Source organism: Delftia sp. WSY_10 (genome assembly GCF_043104705.1).
In the GTDB taxonomy this organism is placed as follows: domain Bacteria; phylum Pseudomonadota; class Gammaproteobacteria; order Burkholderiales; family Burkholderiaceae_C; genus Comamonas; species Comamonas tsuruhatensis.
The window spans coordinates 100,189-115,582 of sequence record NZ_JBICKY010000032.1 but is presented as its reverse complement, the minus strand read 5'-3'; the positions used below and the strand labels follow the sequence as shown (position 1 = coordinate 115,582).

At 68.1% G+C, this 15,394-nt stretch carries 12 protein-coding genes; 6 read left to right on the top strand and 6 right to left on the bottom strand.

Annotated features, from left to right (window positions below; genetic code table 11):
* Positions 1-73 precede the first annotated feature (73 nt).
* A complete protein-coding gene (locus ACF8ML_RS14300; protein ID WP_074920994.1) occupies positions 74-364 on the top strand; it encodes a hypothetical protein in 291 nt (96 codons plus the stop codon).
* 212 nt (positions 365-576) lie between these two features.
* On the opposite strand, the gene bamC is transcribed toward ACF8ML_RS14300, so the two are convergent.
* The 5 genes from bamC to ACF8ML_RS14275 all read right to left on the bottom strand — a co-directional run bounded on the left by bamC (position 577) and on the right by ACF8ML_RS14275 (position 4,717).
* A complete protein-coding gene (gene bamC / locus ACF8ML_RS14295) occupies positions 577-1,689 on the bottom strand; it encodes an outer membrane protein assembly factor BamC (RefSeq protein ID WP_016447628.1) in 1,113 nt (370 codons plus the stop codon).
* Positions 1,690-1,730: 41 nt separating this feature from the next.
* On the bottom strand, positions 1,731-2,627 hold the full coding sequence (gene dapA, locus ACF8ML_RS14290; RefSeq protein ID WP_016447627.1) for a 4-hydroxy-tetrahydrodipicolinate synthase: 897 nt from the start codon (positions 2,625-2,627) through the stop codon (positions 1,731-1,733).
* A 75-nt stretch (positions 2,628-2,702) separates the two neighbouring features.
* Positions 2,703-3,272, bottom strand: a complete 570-nt coding sequence (locus ACF8ML_RS14285; protein ID WP_047219397.1) for a bifunctional 2-polyprenyl-6-hydroxyphenol methylase/3-demethylubiquinol 3-O-methyltransferase UbiG — start codon at positions 3,270-3,272, stop codon at positions 2,703-2,705.
* A gap of 67 nt (positions 3,273-3,339) precedes the next feature.
* Positions 3,340-3,489: a hypothetical protein gene (locus ACF8ML_RS14280; RefSeq protein WP_016447625.1), complete on the bottom strand. Its 150-nt coding sequence runs from the start codon at positions 3,487-3,489 to the stop codon at positions 3,340-3,342.
* Between the two features lies 1 nt (position 3,490).
* Positions 3,491-4,717: an MFS transporter gene (locus ACF8ML_RS14275; RefSeq protein ID WP_017404391.1), complete on the bottom strand. Its 1,227-nt coding sequence runs from the start codon at positions 4,715-4,717 to the stop codon at positions 3,491-3,493.
* Between the two features lie 170 nt (positions 4,718-4,887).
* Here ACF8ML_RS14275 and ACF8ML_RS14270 point away from each other — a divergent pair, with 170 nt between their 5' ends.
* The 4 genes from ACF8ML_RS14270 to ACF8ML_RS14255 all read left to right on the top strand — a co-directional run bounded on the left by ACF8ML_RS14270 (position 4,888) and on the right by ACF8ML_RS14255 (position 12,082).
* Complete coding sequence (locus ACF8ML_RS14270) at positions 4,888-6,870, top strand: DNA topoisomerase IV subunit B (RefSeq protein ID WP_016447623.1); 1,983 nt, start codon at positions 4,888-4,890, stop codon at positions 6,868-6,870.
* A gap of 5 nt (positions 6,871-6,875) precedes the next feature.
* Positions 6,876-7,757, top strand: coding sequence for a lytic transglycosylase domain-containing protein (locus ACF8ML_RS14265; protein ID WP_277848830.1), 882 nt, complete (start codon positions 6,876-6,878; stop codon positions 7,755-7,757).
* Positions 7,758-7,796: 39 nt separating this feature from the next.
* Positions 7,797-10,184: a DNA topoisomerase IV subunit A gene (gene parC, locus ACF8ML_RS14260; RefSeq protein WP_016451257.1), complete on the top strand. Its 2,388-nt coding sequence runs from the start codon at positions 7,797-7,799 to the stop codon at positions 10,182-10,184.
* A gap of 128 nt (positions 10,185-10,312) precedes the next feature.
* A complete protein-coding gene (locus ACF8ML_RS14255) occupies positions 10,313-12,082 on the top strand; it encodes a methyl-accepting chemotaxis protein (RefSeq protein WP_392407284.1) in 1,770 nt (589 codons plus the stop codon).
* A gap of 40 nt (positions 12,083-12,122) precedes the next feature.
* On the opposite strand, the gene ACF8ML_RS14250 is transcribed toward ACF8ML_RS14255, so the two are convergent.
* Entirely contained in the window at positions 12,123-12,581 is a 459-nt protein-coding gene (locus tag ACF8ML_RS14250; protein WP_047326676.1) for a RidA family protein, read from the bottom strand.
* A 174-nt stretch (positions 12,582-12,755) separates the two neighbouring features.
* Here ACF8ML_RS14250 and ACF8ML_RS14245 point away from each other — a divergent pair, with 174 nt between their 5' ends.
* Entirely contained in the window at positions 12,756-15,275 is a 2,520-nt protein-coding gene (locus tag ACF8ML_RS14245) for a DNA internalization-related competence protein ComEC/Rec2 (RefSeq protein WP_392407281.1), read from the top strand.
* Positions 15,276-15,394: the final 119 nt, after the last annotated feature.

Genomic DNA, 15,394 nt, shown 5'->3' with positions numbered 1-15,394 from the left:
TGCCTGCATCCGGTGTCGCAATGGCGGGGCCCTCCTGTTTACTGTCTTCTTACCTACTCTCTAGGAAACTGTGATGAAGAACTCTCTGATCCTGGCTACCGTGATCGCTGCTGCAGCTCTGGCCGCTTGCGGCAAGAAGGAAGAGGCTCCGGCCCCCGCTCCCGCTCCTGCTGTTGAAGCTCCTGCACCGGCAGCTCCCGCTCCTGCAGAAGCCGCTCCTGCTGCTCCCGCCGCCGACGCAGCTGCTCCCGCAGCGCCCGCCGCTGACGCAGCTGCACCTGCCGCTCCCGCTGCTGACGCTGCTGCTGCAGACGCCGCCAAGGCTGCTGCCGACGCTGCCGCCAAGGAAGCCACCAAGCAGTAATCCGGCCTTCGCCGGTGGCACAGGCTTAGGCTTGTGCTGCGAAAAAACCGCATCCTTCGGGCTGCGGTTTTTTTTCGTCCACCAGGGCCCGGTCATGCATATCCATGGTCTATGCACGACGGCCCGTATGCAAAAAAGCCACCGGCAAGTGAATGCGCGGTGGCTGCAGGCGAGGGCGGCGGCTGCCGCCTCAATCCCGACGTGAGGATCGCCTACTTCATGTCGTCGGTGATGACGCGCACGATGCGCTGGGCATTGGCCGAGGTCTCTGGCTGGCCCTGGGTGTTGAGCACGGTGACCGTGGACTTGTCGCCCTCGCTGCGCACCTGGATCTGGTACTTGACCGGCGCGGCCGCGTCGGGCGAGCGGCTGAACAGCTTGCTGAAGAATCCCTTGGGCTCGACCTTGGCATCGGGCGCCACATAGCGCACGAAGTAGATGCCGCGGCTGCGGTCGCGGTCTTCCACGGTGAAGCCCGTGCGGTCCAGGGCCACGCCGACACGGCGCCATGCGCGGTCAAAGCCTTCGTCGATCTGCAGCACGGGCTGTCCGTTGGCGGATTCCATGCGCACGCTGCCGGTGGCGGCTGCCGTGGTGGTGTTGGCCTTGGCCACGGCGTCGGCCTGCTCCTGGCTCACGCCGAGCTTGACCATCAGGCGGCGCAGGAATTCGGTTTCCAGTTCCGGATCGGAGGGGCGCGGCTGCCAGATGGTCTGGTCCTTCTGGGCGCTGGTGTACACCTCCTGCATGCCGCGGTGCGTGATGTAGACCTCGGTGGAGCCGTCGGCCGAGCGCTCCAGGCGGGTGCGGAACCTGTCGCGCTCGCTGGTGGAGTACAGGCCGTCGAAGACCTTGCCCAGTGTCTTGCGGATCACGTCCTGCGGGATCTTGGCGCGGTTCTCGGCCCAATCGGTTTCGATGATGCCGAGCTGGCGGTCTTCGGTGGTGAAGATGAAGCCGTTTTCCAGCCAGAAGTCGCGCACGGGCTCCCACAGCTGGTCGGCCGGACGCTTGATCACCAGCCAGCGCTGCTCGCCATTGCGCTCGATGCGCACATCGCCCAGGGCGGCGGTGGCCGTTCGGCCCTCTGCCGGCTTTTGCGCCTTGGAGTTGGCTTCCATGGCGGCGGCGGAGACCACGCCGCCGGGCACGGCGTAGCGGGAGTCCGTGGACAGCTGTGTCAGGTCTGGCGGGACTTCCAGGGTGGGCGCCTGCTGCTTGCCGGCGCTCTTGTAGTCGATCTTGCTCTCTTGGAACGTGGTCGTGCAGGCTGTCAGGCCGATGGCCAGGCTCAGCAGGCTCAGACGTGCAATGGGCTGTTTCACGCGAATATCCTTGGTGCGTTCGGTCGGTGGGGCGGGGCGCCTCACAGCAGGCCAGCGGAGCTCAGGGCGGCTTCCACGGTGGCTTCCAGATTCTTGCTCAGGGGTGTCATCGGCAGGCGCATGGCCGGGCCGCAAAGGCCCAGGCGGGCTGCGGCCCACTTGACGGGAATGGGGTTGGCCTCGACGAAGAGGTTCTTGTGCACAGGCATCAGGCGCATCTGGATGTCCATGGCGGTGCGCACGTCGCCGGCCAGGGCCGCCTTGCACAGATCGCTCATCAGGCGCGGCGCCACGTTGGCCGTGACGCTGATGTTGCCGTGGCCGCCGCACAGCATCAGTGCCACAGCGGTCGGATCATCGCCGGAGTACACGCCGAAGCCTTCGGGCACTTCACGGATCAGCCACTGGGCGCGTTCGATGTTGCCCGTGGCTTCCTTGATGCCGATGATGGCGGGGATCTGCGCCAGGCGCAGCACGGTGTCGTGCTGCATGTCGGCCACCGAGCGGCCGGGCACGTTGTAGAGCACCACAGGCAGGTCGCCCACCGCTTCGGCAATGGCCTTGAAATGCTGGTACTGGCCTTCCTGCGTGGGCTTGTTGTAGTAGGGCACGACCTGCAGCTGGCTGTCGGCACCGACCTTCTTGGCGTAGCGGGCCAGCTCGATGGCCTCGTGCGTGCTGTTGGCGCCGCAGCCGGCCATCACGGGAACGCGGCCCGCAGCCTGCTCGACGGACACGCGGATGATTTCGCAGTGTTCCTCCACGTTGACGGTGGGGGATTCGCCTGTCGTTCCCACCACGCCGATGCAGTCCGTGCCCTCGGCCACATGCCAGTCGATGAGTTTTCGCAGCGCCGGGTAGTCAACACTACCGTCCTCGTGCATGGGCGTGATGAGGGCAACGATGCTGCCAGTGAGAGCGACGGAGGAGGATGTCATGTCCGCAAGAAAAAACGGGAAAGGATCATTCTAACGAGTGTCGGAGGCAGGCCCAAGGCGGTCGCCTGTAGGGATTCAGGCGATTGCAGAGCCTGACGCCTTCTGATGCGCCAGCATGGCCACGGGTTCCCGGCCTGTTGCATCGGGGCGCAGTGCCGCAATGCGCTGGACCACGCGATCGGGCTCGCCCAGCTGGCCGTGCTCGTAGGCCACGATGTGCCAGCCCGCGCAGGCCTGCAGCAGCTCGCCGGGCGCCAGCAGGAAATCGGGCCGGGAAGGCTTGCCGAAGGCCTCGTTGCCCTGGGCAAAGGTTTCGTACAGCAGCACGCCGCCGGGGGCCACGCTGTCCAGCAGCGACGGCCACAGCGGGCGCCACAGATAGTGGGTCACGACCACGGCGCCGAACTGCCTGCCGGGCAGGGGCCAGGGGCCGTTTTCAATGTCGGCGCACAGCAGCTCGCCCACGCCCTGCAGGCCGGCCAGGGCCTGGGCGTCGCGGTCCACGCCCGTCACTGCATGGCCGCGTGCATGGAACCAGCGCATGTGGCGGCCAGGGCCGCAGGCCACGTCGAGCACGGTGGCCTCGGGTGCCAGAAGATGCGACCAGCGTTGGATCCAGGGCGAAGGCGGCGTGGCTGCGTGCATGTGAAATTTCGGAAATGAATTGAAAGCGGCCGCCATTGTGCCGCCAGGCCTTTGCCGCGCTTCAATTTCAGAAGCAGGCCCAGAGCTGGTCGGCCATGCCCAGCATGAACTCGGGCTGCAGATAGAGCATGAAGACCAGGCCCAGCACCAGCAGCACGGCGGCCCACAGCGCCAGCCTGCGCAGCAGCTGTGGGCGGGGCGTGGTGGCTGTCGTCATGTCAGGCCGCCGCCTGCGCTGCACGCGGCCTTGCCACCGGGGCTTCGCGTATCGGCAGGTTCAGCAGGCCGGCGGCCACGCCCAGGCCGATGGCCAGGTACCACACCACCTGGTAGCTGCCCGTGTGGTCATACAGATAGCCGCCCAGCCAGACGCCCAGGAAGCTGCCGACCTGGTGGCTGAAGAACACCATGCCGCTCAACATGGACAGATGCTGCACGCCGAAGATCTGGGCCACGGTGGCGTTGGTCAGCGGCACGGTGGACAGCCACAGCAGGCCCATGGCGGCAGAGAAGATGTAGACCGACCAGGGCGTCAGCGGCGCGAGCAGGAAGAGCACGATCACCACCGAGCGCGTGAAGTAGATGGTGGACAGCAGGTAGCGCTTGGGCAGGCGCTGGCCCAGGTTGCCGGCCACGTAGGTGCCAACGATGTTGAACAGCCCCACCAGCGCCAGCGAGATGCTGGCCACCTGCGGTGCCAGGCCGTAGTCCTTGAGGTAGCTGGGCATGTGCACGCCGATGAACATCACCTGGAAGCCGCAGACGAAGTAGCCGGCCGTCAGCAGCACGAAGCTGGGCGTGCGCAGCGCTTCGGCGACGGCCTGGCCCGCGCTCTGGTCGCGCACGGGTCGGGTATTGCCGGCCGTGAAGCCCGGCTCGCGCAGGCCGAAGGCCAGTGGAATGATCATCAGGGCGCACAGCGACAGCAGCAGCAGGGCGTTGGACCAGCCGAAGTTCGAGATCAGGCTGCCTTCCACGGGCACCATGAAGAACTGGCCGAAGGAGCCCGCCGCCGCCGTCACGCCCATGGCCCAGCTGCGCCGCGCCACGGGAATCTGGCGGCCCAGCACGCCGTAGATCACGGCATAGGTGGTGCCGGCCTGGGCTGCGCCTATCACCACGCCGGCCGTCAGGGCGAACCAGGTTGTCGTGGGCGCCATGGCCATGCCGGCCAGGCCCAGCGCATACAGCAGCGCGCCCACCAGGAGCACGCGGAAGGCGCCGAAGCGGTCGGCCAGCATGCCGCCGAAGATGCCGAGCACGCCCCAGGACAGGTTCTGGATGGCAATGGCCAGCGCGAAGGACTCGCGCGTCCAGCCCATCTCCTGGGTGATGGGCTGCAGCCACAGGCCGAAGCCGTGCCGGATTCCCATGGACAGCGTCACGACTGCGCCCCCGCACAGCAGTATCTGCACCATGGACATGGGTTGGTTGTTTTTGTGCATGCGGCAAACTTTAGCGAAACTCCGGGTTTTGCGCTGCGACGCGTGGGTCGCCCATGCGCCAGCGCGGCACTTCGTAGCCCTTGGCGGCACTGGCTTTTTCGGGATAGTCAATGTCAATGACTGTGAATGTATCCAGCACTGAGCCGGGCTGCGCACTACAATCCGCCCCCATGGCAGTCAAACCATCTCCCACTTCCGCCAGCGAATACTCCGAAGGCTCGATACGCGTGCTCAAGGGCCTGGAGCCCGTCAAGCAGCGTCCCGGCATGTACACGCGCACCGACAACCCCCTGCATGTGCTGCAGGAGGTGATCGACAACGCGGCCGACGAGGCGCTGGCCGGCTTCGGCAAGAAAATCCGCTTCACCCTGCATTCCGACGGCTCCTACAGCGTCGAGGACGACGGCCGGGGCATCCCCTTCGGCATGCACCCCGAGGAAAAGGCGCCCGTGGTGGAACTGGTCTTCACCCGCCTGCATGCGGGCGGCAAGTTCGACAAGGGCAAGGGCGGCGCCTACAGCTTCTCGGGCGGCCTGCATGGCGTGGGCGTCTCGGTCACGAATGCGCTGGCCACGCGCCTTGAGGCCTGCATCCACCGCGAGGGCAAGGTGGCCACCATCGCCTTCTCGGGCGGCGACGTGGTCGAGCCCCTGCAGTCGCGGCCGCTGGCCGCGGGCGAGCGCAAGCAGGGCACGACCGTGCGCGTGTGGCCCGATGCCCGCTACTTCGAATCCTCCCAGCTGCCCATGGGCGAGCTGATGCATCTGCTGCGCAGCAAGGCCGTGCTCATGCCCGGCGTGTCGGTGACCCTGGTCAACGAGAAGACGCGCGACACCCAGACCTGGCAGTTCAAGGGCGGCCTGCGCGACTATCTGCAGCAAAGCCTGCATGGCGAGGCCGTCATCCCCCTGTTCGAAGGCGAGGGCTTTGCCGACCGCAACCACGACAGCTTTGCCGAAGGCGAGGGCGCCGCCTGGTGCGTGGCCTTCACCGAGGATGGCGCGCCGCTGCGCGAAAGCTATGTCAACCTGATCCCCACCACGGCCGGCGGCACGCACGACAGCGGCCTGCGCGACGGCCTGTTCCAGGCGGTCAAGGCCTTCATCGAGATGCATTCGCTGCTGCCCAAGGGCGTCAAGCTCATGCCTGACGACGTCTTCGCGCGCGCCAGCTACGTGCTCAATGCCAAGGTGCTGGACCCGCAGTTCCAGGGCCAGATCAAGGAGCGCCTGAACTCGCGCGATGCCGTGCGCCTGGTCAGCGGCTACGTTCGCCCTGCGCTGGAGCTGTGGCTCAACGAGCATGTGGAATGGGGCCGCAAGCTGGCCGAGATCGCCATCAAGGCCGCCCAGACCCGCCAGAAGGCGGGCCAGAAGGTCGAAAAGCGCAAGGGCTCGGGCGTGGCCGTGCTGCCCGGCAAGCTCACCGATTGCGAAAGCCGCGACCTGAGCCTGAACGAGGTCTTCCTGGTCGAGGGCGACTCGGCCGGCGGCAGCGCCAAGATGGGACGCGACAAGGAAACCCAGGCCGTGCTGCCCCTGCGCGGCAAGGTGCTCAACACCTGGGAAGTCGACCGTGACCGCCTGTTCGCCAACAACGAGATCCACGACATCTCGGTGGCCATCGGCGTGGACCCGCATGGCCCCCATGACACGCCCGACCTGTCCGGCCTGCGCTACGGCAAGATCTGCATTCTTTCGGATGCCGACGTGGACGGCTCGCACATCCAGGTGCTGCTGCTCACGCTGTTCTTCCGCCACTTCCCCAAGCTCATCGAGGCCGGCCACATCCATGTGGCGCTGCCGCCGCTGTTCCGCGTCGATGTGCCTGCGCGGGGCAAGAAGCCAGCAGCCAAGATGTACGCGCTGGACGAGGGCGAGCTGACCGCCATCCTCGACAAGTCCGCCAAGGATGGCGTGCCGCGCGAGAAATGCCAGATCAGCCGCTTCAAGGGCCTGGGCGAGATGAATGCCGAGCAGCTGTGGGAAACCACGCTCAACCCCGACACGCGCCGCCTGCTGCCCGTGCAGTTCATGAATCTGGACTTTGCGGCGGCCGAGCAGGTCGTCACCAAGCTGATGGGCAAGGGCGAGGCTGCGGCGCGCCGCGAGCTGATGGAGTTGCACGGCGACGCCATCGAAGTGGATATCTGATCCCCATGCCCCTGCGCCCGGCTGCCCCACAGCACCTTCCGCACCGCCCGCACCCTGCGCGCGCCGCTGCCGCGCGCGCGCTTGCAGCGCTGGGCGCGGCCCTGGCGCTGTGGGGGGTGGCGCAGCCCGCGCATGCCGATCTCTGGGCCTTCGTGGACGAGCGCGGCATCACGCACTTCGCCGCGCAGGCGCTGGACGAGCGCTACAAGCTCTACTTCCGCGGCTCGCTGTATGACAGCACCGAGCAGGGACTCAAGCCCCCGCTGGTGGAAGCCGAGGCCGCTGCCGACGATGACGGCGGCAGCGATGCCGGGCGCAGGCTGCAGGCGAGCACGCGGATGCAAAGCTTCTTCGACATCTCGCCGCGCTACAAGAGCGTGCGCGGCCACCTGCGCAAGGCGGCGGACCACACGGGGGTGGACTACGACCTGCTCAAGGCCGTGATTGCCGTCGAGTCGGGCTTTGACGCGCAGGCCATCTCGCCCAAGGGCGCAGTCGGCCTGATGCAGCTGATGCCCGCCACGGCCCAGCGCTTCGGCGTGGAGGCCAGCCGCCAGCGCAGCGTGCAGCAGCAACTGGCCGACCCGGCCGTCAACGTGCCGGCCGGCGCGCGCTACCTCAACCATCTGATGGGGCTGTTCCCCGGGCGGCTGGACCTGGTGCTGGCCGCCTACAACGCGGGCGAGGGTGCCGTGCGGCGTGCGGGGCAGGCCATTCCTCCCTATCAGGAAACCCGCAATTACGTGAAGGCCGTGCTCGGTATCTACGAGCAGCTGCAGGGCGGGCGCCAGCGTGCGGGCCAGGCAGCGCCTGCGGTGGCGGCACAGCCTGGCACAGCGCCCCGGATACGGATGACCTTGTCCACAGGGCTGCCATCGCCGCGATGAGCGGCCTTCACTGCATTTATTGAGATCACGAATTTCTTCATGAGCGATCAAAACACTCTGGATCTGGCCCAACAGGCGGCCGGCGATGCCCTGGACCTGGGCCAGTACGCACAGCGCGCCTACCTTGAATACGCACTGTCTGTCGTCAAGGGCCGGGCACTGCCCGATGTCACCGACGGCCTCAAGCCCGTGCAGCGGCGCATTCTGTACGCCATGGACCGCATGGGCCTGAGCTACAGCGGCCCCAACCACAACACGGCGGCCAAGCCCGTCAAAAGCGCGCGCGTGGTCGGCGATGTGCTGGGGCGCTTTCACCCGCACGGCGACCAGTCGGCCTACGACGCGCTGGTGCGCATGGCCCAGGACTTCAACCAGCGCTATCCGCTGGTCGATGGCCAGGGCAATTTCGGCAGCCGCGACGGCGACGGCGCAGCGGCCATGCGCTACACCGAGGCGCGCCTGTCCAAGATCACGGGCCTGCTGCTCGACGAGATCGACATGGGCACGGTGGACTTCGTGCCCAACTACGACGGCAGCACGCAGGAGCCGCAGCAGCTGCCCGCGCGCCTGCCGTTCGCCCTGCTCAACGGCGCCAGCGGCATTGCCGTGGGCCTGGCCACGGAAATCCCCAGCCACAACCTGCGCGAGGTGGCCGACGCCTGCGTGGCCCTGATCAAGCGGCCGCAGCTCAGCGACGAGGAACTGTTCCAGATCATCCCCGGCCCCGACTATCCGGGTGGCGGGCAGATCATCAGCAGCGCCTCCGACATCCAGGATGCCTACCGCACGGGGCGCGGCAGCCTCAAGCTGCGCGCGCGCTGGAAGATCGAGGAGCTGGCGCGCGGCCAGTGGCAGATGGTGGTGACCGAGCTGCCGCCCGGCGTCTCGGCGCAGAAGGTGCTCGAAGAGATCGAGGACATCACCAATCCCAAGGTCAAGACCGGCAAGAAGGCCTTGAGCCAGGAACAGACCCAGCTCAAGGCCAGCATGCTAGCCGTGCTCGACGGCGTGCGCGACGAGTCCAGCAAGGATGCGCCCGTGCGCCTGGTCTTCGAGCCCAAGACCGGCAAGGTGCCGCAGCAGGAGCTGGTCACGGCGCTGCTGGCGCACACCAGCCTGGAGTCGTCCAGCTCCATCAACCTGACCATGATCGGCCTGGATGGCCGGCCGGTGCAGAAAAGCCTGCGCCTGATGCTCGAGGAATGGATCGCCTTCCGCCAGACCACGGTCACGCGGCGCAGCCAGCACCGGCTGGCCAAGGTGCTGGACCGCATCCACATCCTCGAAGGCCGTCAGGCCGTGCTGCTGAACATCGACAAGGTCATCGCCATCATCCGGGCCAGCGACGAGCCCAGGCAGGCGCTGATCGATGCCTTTGCGCTGTCCGAGCGCCAGGCCGACGACATTCTGGAAATCCGCCTGCGCCAGCTGGCGCGGCTGGAGGCCATCAAGATCGAGCAGGAACTCAAGGAACTGCGCGTCGAGCAGGGCAAGCTCGAAGACATCCTGGGCAGTGATAGCGTCATGCGCCGCCTGATCTGCAAGGAGATCGAGGCCGACGCCAAGCAGTTCGCCGATGCGCGCCGCACGCTGATCCAGGAAGAAAAGAAGGTGGTCGCCGAAGTCAAGGTGGTCGATGAGCCCGTGACGGTCATCATCTCGGACAAGGGCTGGGTGCGCACGCGCCAGGGCCATGGCGTCGATGCGGGCACGCTCAGCTTCAAGGCCGGCGACAGCCTGCACGGCACCTTCGAGTGCCGCACGGTGGACCAGCTGCTGGCCTTCGGCAGCAATGGCCGGGTCTATTCGGTGCCGGTGTCGCAGCTGCCCGGCGGGCGCGGCGATGGCCAGCCCGTGACCACGCTCATCGAGCTGGAGGCCGGCACCCAGATCCTGTACTACTTCGCGGGAGCCGAAGGAACGGCGCTGCTGCTGTCGGGGTCGGGCGGCTACGGCTTCGTGGCCATGGTGGGCGACATGGTCTCGCGCCAGAAGGCGGGCAAGGCCTTCGTGACGCTGGCCGACGGCGAGACGCTGTGCGCCCCGTCCACGGCCTACGGCGTGCCCATGGGCGCACGCGCCGAGCCGCAGGAAGGCGAGCAGGGCGCGGGCCTGCTGCTGCCGGCCACGCATGTGATCTGCGCCTCCACGGGCGGCCGCATCCTCACCTTCGAGATCGCCAGCCTCAAGCACATGGCCAAGGGCGGTCGCGGGCTGATGCTGCTCGATCTGGAGGACAAGGACACCCTGGCGGGCGCTGCCGCCTACACGCGCAGCATCCGCATCGATGGCCTGGGCCGCGGCGGCAAGGAGCGCAGCGAGACGCTGGAGATCCGCAGTCTCAACAATGCCCGTGGCACGCGCGGCCGCAAGGGCAAGTCGGCCGACCTGGGCTTCAAGCCGCAAAGCGTGACGCGCGTGGAGTAAAGAGCGCAGCTGCCCCTGCAATGCCTTTCGCGAAAGGGGCGGATCAGGGGTTTTCTCTGGGTTTTTCCGGCCTCCGGGCCCTGCTGCAGGCCTCAACATGGAGTCTTCCAACATGAGGGAGACTGGATATGCTGCGACTTCGCATGGCACACAAGCTGTGGCTTGCCGTGGCCGCCATCGTGGTGGCGCTGGTGGGCGTGGTCGGCTTGTCGGGTTATCGCTCGGCCCAGGTCCAGGCCCGGTCCGAGGCCGTCACCCAGGAGATGCAGGCGCGGGTCCAGGCCGCCGTGCGCTGGATGGGGCTGACCGAAACCAATGCGGCCCGCACCCAGGCCCTGGTGGTCAGCAGTGATGCTGCCGTCGAGGCCGAGTTCAAGGACGTGATCAGCGCCACCTCGGCGCGGATCACCGAGGTGCAGAAATCACTGGAAGCCATGCCCCTGTCCGACGCAGACAAGGCGCAGATGGCCAGGATTGCGGCAGCCCGCAAGACCATGATCGAACTGCGTGCCCAGGCACGCCAGCTCAAGGCCGATGGCCGGCAGGAGCAGGCGTTGGCCTTGGTCAAGCAATCCTACAACCCTGCCGTGGATGCCTATCTGCAGTCGCTGCGCGACTTCGTGCAGATGCAGGAGCAGGTGGTGCGCAGCAGCCAGGAAGAGACGGCAGCCTCGCGCAGGCTCACCGTGGGTTTTGCCGCTGCGGCCGTGGGCGTGCTGCTGCTGTGCATCGTCATCGGCGCCCATTTCCTGATTGCCAGCATCCGCCGTCCCCTGGCCCAGGCCAGGGAACTGGCCGAACGCATTGCCGCAGGCGACCTGAGCGCAGCGGCGCAGGGACAGACACAGCGCGCTGACGAATTCGGCGACCTGCTGCGCTCGCTGCAGGCCATGAGCGAATCGCTGTCGGGCATGGTGCAGCAGGTGCGCCAGAGCACGGACAGCATTGCCATCGCCAGTGCCGAGATTGCCACCGGCAACCACGACCTGTCCGTGCGCACCGAGCAGACCTCCAGCAACCTGCAGGAGACCGCGGCCGCCATGGAGCAGTTCACCAGCACGCTGCAGCAAAGCGCCAGCAGTGCGCAGCAGGCCAGCAGCCTGGCGGCGGGCGCGTCACAGGTGGCCCAGCGCGGCGGTGAGGTCGTGGCCCGGGTGGTCGAGACCATGAAAGGCATCAACGACAGCAGCAGGCAGATTGCCGACATCGTCGGCGTCATCGACTCCATTGCCTTCCAGACCAATATCCTGGCGCTGAACGCCGCCGTGGAGGCGGCCCGCGCCGGCGAGCAGGGCCGGGGTTTTGCCGTGGTGGCCAGCGAGGTGCGCACGCTGGCCCAGCGCAGCGCGGCGGCTGCCAAGGAGATACGCCAGCTCATCGGCGCTTCGGTGGAACGGGTGGAGGACGGTGCCCGCCTGGTGGGCGATGCCGGCACCACCATGGAGGGCATCGTGCAGTCCGTGCAGCGCGTGGCCGACACCATCGGCGAGATCACGGCGGCCTCTTCGGAGCAAAGCGCGGGCGTGGCCCAGGTCAATCAGGCCGTGGGACAGCTGGACCAGATGACGCAGCAGAACGCGGCCCTGGTCGAGCAAAGCGCGGCCGCGGCGCAAAGCCTGCGTGAGCAGGCCGAGCAGCTGTCGCGGACTGTGGCGGTGTTCAAGGTGGCGCACCTGGCGCCCTCGCCGACGACGCTCGCAAGGCAGGCTGCGCCGGCGGCGCGCACTGCGCACAGCGAGGCCGCAGCGCCAAGGCGGCCGGCAGCAGCCGTGGCGCCTGCGGCTGTCGGGCCGGTTGCCGCGCGGCCTGCCGCCGCAAGGGAGGCGGCGCCCAAGCTGGCCTCGGCGCCCCGGCCCGCCGCACCGGCAGCCGAGGATGGCCAATGGGAGAGTTTCTAGCCGCCTGCGAGCACGGCGGCGCCGTGCGGCGGCATGCCGATCAGGCCAGTTCGGCGATCAGCTCGATTTCCACGCAGGAGCCCAGTGGGATCTGGGCCACGCCGAAGGCGCTGCGCGCATGCGTGCCGGCATCGCCGAAGACCTGGCCCAGCAGCTCGCTGCAGCCGTTGGCCACCAAATGCTGCTCGGTGTAGTCGCCCGTGGAGTTGACCAGGCACATCAGCTTGACGATGCGGCGCACGCGGCCCAGGTCGCCGCCGGCGGCGTGCTGGAGCGTGCCCATCAGGTCGATGGCGATGGCGCGCGCGGCCTGCTGGCCGTCGGCAGTCTGCAGATCACGGCCCAGCTGGCCTGCCCAGACCTTGCCTTCCTTGCGTGCGATATGTCCGCTCAGGAACACCAGATTGCCCGTCTGCACATAGGGCACGTAGGCTGCCGCCGGGATGGCAGGCGACGGCAGTTCGATGTTCAGGGCCTTCAGTTGTTCGTAAACGCTCATCGTTGATTCCTTCGAGACAAGAAAAATCCGGCGCCAGTGCCGGGGTGGCGGACAGTGTGACACAGCCCCCGTGCACCCTGGCATGTCAGGGCCTGGGCTTCCGTCAGTCTGATTGTTGTCTGAATCCGAGGCGGTGCATGGTGGCTGCGCGGCATCCGCTCCTAGCATGTGTGGATGCACCCTGCGGCAGCTGCCCAAACTCTCTCGCCGTCTTCCTGGACGCCCCTGCTGCTCGGCTGCGTGGCCGGTGCGGCCTGGCAGGTCACGCAGCCGCGCCTGTGGCCGCTGTGGATGTATCTGCTCTTGGCGTGCATGGGGCTGGCAGGCCTGGCATGGAGGGCGTGGCGGGCATGGGCAGGCCGGCGCTGCCGTGTTGTGCAAGGCCTGTGGGCCGCTGTCTGCGCCGCCTTGCTGGTAGGCGGGTTGACAGGCTGGCGTGCCCAGGACTTTGCGGGCCACGCGCTGTCGCCGCAGCTGGAAGGGCGTGACCTGCGCATCGTCGGCGTCGTGGCATCGCTGCCCCAGAACATGGCCCAGGGCGTGCGCTGGCGCATGGCCGTGGAGCAGGCGCAGATCGCGGGCAGCGAAGAGGCCCTGGCGCCGTTTCCCGGGTTGATCGAGCTGTCCTGGTACGCAGCCCGGGGCCGGGCGTCCAAGGGCGCCGCAGCGTCGCTGCCCGTCCTGCGCCCGGGCCAGCGCTGGGCCCTGACCGTACGGCTCAAGCGCCCGCATGGCGCGCGCAATCCCCACGGTTTCGACTATGAGCTGTGGCAGTGGGAGCAGGGCGTGCAGGCCACGGGCTATGTGCGCGAACAGCCAGCGGCGAGCCTGCTGGCCGACACCGGCGCCTACGCCCTGCAGCGCTGGCGCCAGCAGATGCGCGAGGCCATCGTGAACCGGGCAGCCGCACTCGCGCAAGCCATGCAGCGCGTAGGCATGGACCCCGCGCAGTCGCCGCGCATGCTGGGCGTGGTGGCCGCCCTGGCCATGGGCGATCAGCAGGCCATTGCGCGTGACGATTGGACGCTGTTCCGCCATACCGGTGTGGCCCATTTGATGAGTATTTCCGGACTGCATATCACCCTGTTCGCATGGCTGGCTGCGCTGGTCGTGGGGCGACTGTGGCGTTGCAGTGCCCGGGCCTGCCTGTGGTGCCCGGCGCCGCAGGCGGCCCTGCTAGCTGGCGTGCTGCTGGCGGGCGGCTATGCCCTGTTCAGCGGCTGGGGTCTGCCGGCGCAGCGCACGGTGTGCATGCTGGCAACGGTGGCCGCGTTGCGCGTCACAGGGCTGCGCTGGCCCTGGCCCGCAGTGTGGTGCCTGGCGCTGGCCGTGGTTGTCGTGCTCGATCCCTGGGCCCTGTGGCAGGCGGGCTTCTGGCTGAGTTTTGTCGCCGTGGGCGTGCTGCTGGCGACCGATGCACGCATGCAGGGCGCGGTGCGGCCGTCGCTGCCCGCCCGTGCCCTGGCGTTGTGGGGTGAGCAGTGGCGCATCACTCTGGCGCTGGCGCCGCTGGGGCTGATGCTGTTTGGCCAGCTGTCGCTGTCGGGGCTGCTGGCCAATCTGGCCGCGATTCCCTGGGTGACTTTCGTGGTCACGCCACTGGCCTTGCTGGGGGCCTTGTGGCCCCCGTTCTGGACGGGCGCGGCGCTGGCGCTGGCGCCGCTGCTGGAACTGCTGCAGTGGCTGGACCGGTGGGGCTGGGCCGTGTTGCAGCTGCCGCAGCCGCCGCTGTGGGCGGGGCTGGCTGCGCTGGGTGCAGGCCTGGCGCTGGTGGCTCCTGTGCCGGCCGGATGGCGTTGCTGGGGCCTGGCCATGTGCCTGCCGGCCCTGTGGTGGCCGCCGGCCGCACCGGCACATGGCGAGTTCGATTTGATGGCCGTGGACATAGGCCAGGGCAATGCCGTGCTGCTGCGCACGGCCCGGCACGCCCTGCTGTATGACACGGGTCCGCAGTACGGCATGGACAGCAATGCCGGCGAACGGGTGCTGGTGCCGCTGCTGCAGGCCCTGGGGCTGCGCCTGGATGCGCTGTGGCTCAGCCACCGCGACGGCGACCATACGGGCGGCGCCTTGGCCGTGCATGCCGCGCAGCCGCAGGCCGAGGTCTGGGGATCGGACTCCGTGATCCTGGACCCCGCTCTGGCCGGCCTGGGCGCCGTGCGCCGCTGCGAGGCCGGCCAGCAGTGGGAGTGGGATGGCGTGCAGATGCAGGTGCTGCATCCACCCGCGGGCGAACCGCTGCCGGCCGCGCAGGCCCTGGCCCACGCCAATGCGGGCAGCTGCGTGCTGCTGCTGCGTTCGGCATCCGGGGTGCAGGCCTTGCTGGCCGGCGATATCGAGGCTGCACAGGAAAGGGCGCTGGCGCAGGCCGGCGCCCTCACGCCCGTGCAGTGGCTGCTGGTGCCGCACCACGGCAGCCGCACCTCATCGAGCACCGCTCTGGTGCAGGCCCTGGCACCGCGCTGGGCCATGGTGCAGGCGGGATACCGCAGCCGTTATGGACACCCGGTCCCCGAGGTGGTGCGGCGCTATGAGGCCAACGGCTCCAGCGTGGTGCAGTCGGCCCGCTGCGGCGTAGCTCATTGGCGCTCTGCCGATCCCGCACAGCTGGTCTGCGAGCGGGAGCGGGCGCGCCGTTACTGGGACATGCATGTCACGCACGTCAGGCACATCACGCAGAGGCAGGGCGGATAGGACGGGTGCCGATGGCCGCGCAGCCGGTATATGCTGGATACCGCTTGTCCGGATTGAGGTTACCTATCGCTACACTGGTGCGATACGAGGGCTGGCCCGCAGCTTGCTTTACCTCGTAC

Coding starts and splice junctions, on each gene's coding strand:
- ACF8ML_RS14265 (WP_277848830.1), top strand. CDS start 6,876: ATGCCCCTGCGCCCGGCTGCCCCACAGCACCTTCCGCACCGCCCGCAC.
- dapA (WP_016447627.1), bottom strand. CDS start 2,627: ATGACATCCTCCTCCGTCGCTCTCACTGGCAGCATCGTTGCCCTCATC.
- ACF8ML_RS14255 (WP_392407284.1), top strand. CDS start 10,313: ATGCTGCGACTTCGCATGGCACACAAGCTGTGGCTTGCCGTGGCCGCC.
- parC (WP_016451257.1), top strand. CDS start 7,797: ATGAGCGATCAAAACACTCTGGATCTGGCCCAACAGGCGGCCGGCGAT.
- ACF8ML_RS14250 (WP_047326676.1), bottom strand. CDS start 12,581: ATGAGCGTTTACGAACAACTGAAGGCCCTGAACATCGAACTGCCGTCG.
- ACF8ML_RS14300 (WP_074920994.1), top strand. CDS start 74: ATGAAGAACTCTCTGATCCTGGCTACCGTGATCGCTGCTGCAGCTCTG.
- ACF8ML_RS14270 (WP_016447623.1), top strand. CDS start 4,888: ATGGCAGTCAAACCATCTCCCACTTCCGCCAGCGAATACTCCGAAGGC.
- ACF8ML_RS14275 (WP_017404391.1), bottom strand. CDS start 4,717: ATGCACAAAAACAACCAACCCATGTCCATGGTGCAGATACTGCTGTGC.
- ACF8ML_RS14280 (WP_016447625.1), bottom strand. CDS start 3,489: ATGACGACAGCCACCACGCCCCGCCCACAGCTGCTGCGCAGGCTGGCG.
- ACF8ML_RS14245 (WP_392407281.1), top strand. CDS start 12,756: ATGCACCCTGCGGCAGCTGCCCAAACTCTCTCGCCGTCTTCCTGGACG.
- ACF8ML_RS14285 (WP_047219397.1), bottom strand. CDS start 3,272: ATGCACGCAGCCACGCCGCCTTCGCCCTGGATCCAACGCTGGTCGCAT.